This is a genomic window from Vibrio sp. 03_296 (genome assembly GCF_002265885.1).
Window position 1 is genome coordinate 1 of sequence record NZ_NPKW01000099.1, and the last position, 958, is coordinate 958.

The 958-nt window shown below is 37.1% G+C and carries 2 pseudogenes; both read left to right on the top strand.

From position 1 onward, the window contains the following. Positions 1-395 (top strand): annotated as a pseudogene (locus tag CIK04_RS12235) (hypothetical protein); the annotation flags it as partial. 98 nt (positions 396-493) lie between these two features. After that, a pseudogene (locus CIK04_RS12240) lies at positions 494-958 on the top strand (hypothetical protein); the annotation flags it as partial.

Here is a 958-nt window from a genome sequence, read left to right on the forward strand (position 1 = left end):
ACAAGTTTTCTCGTGCAGGTGGTAAATTAGCGGCTTTTATCAGTGTTGTTGCGGTTATATTTTTAGGACCACTTGCATTAGTTGGTGCGGGTGCGGGGTTACTTCACGCGAGAGCCATGTCTAATCATAGAAAAAGGACAGAATACGAGGAGTATATTATTCCGAGTAGCTTTCGTGTTCGGTATCAACATAGTCGCCAGCAGGTTGCATTAAACCCTAGGTTTGAGTTGGAAATGCAGGAGATCGGAGCATGGGAGATGACATCACCTCCGGGTATACATATAGAYAAATCTGATCTTTATAAGTTGTTTTATTATCTTAAAAAGGAGTTTGACGTGATTGATATAAAAGAAGCCAATAGCTTTAAAGAACTTAAACTTGAATATTTAAATTAAAAAGATATATTTTACATTTCTAAGTGGGGTTTTAAGTTTTTTATGGATATGGATATGGATATGGATATGGATATGGATATGGATATGGATGAGATGAGATGAGTTTTTACTCATTAGATGAGCAGGCGATAAAGCAAGAGATTGCTTATAAAAAAGAAAGGCTCTCTACAGAAGATATATTATTTTCTTGGGTTTGTACGCCTAAGAGATTGTTTGGTGAGGAAGTTCTAGTTTTTGGTATGATGATCATACCTTCGCTAATCGTTGCCTTATTAGTGCCACCAACTATTGAAGATTTTGTAGTTTGGTTTGGTATTACTGTAGTTATGGTTTTACTTGGCCTCTATTTGAGGTTTACTGAGTTTCAACCTAAAACGTATTGTTACGAACTCACTAAAGTCGGAATTCGATATGCGATAGAAGAGAATGTACATGAGAACTTTTACAAGTTTTCTCGTGCAAGGTTGGTAAATTAGCGGCTTTTATCAGATGTTGTTGCGGTTTATATTTTTAGGTACCACTTGCGATTATGTTGGTGCGGGTGCGGGTTACTTCACGCGAGA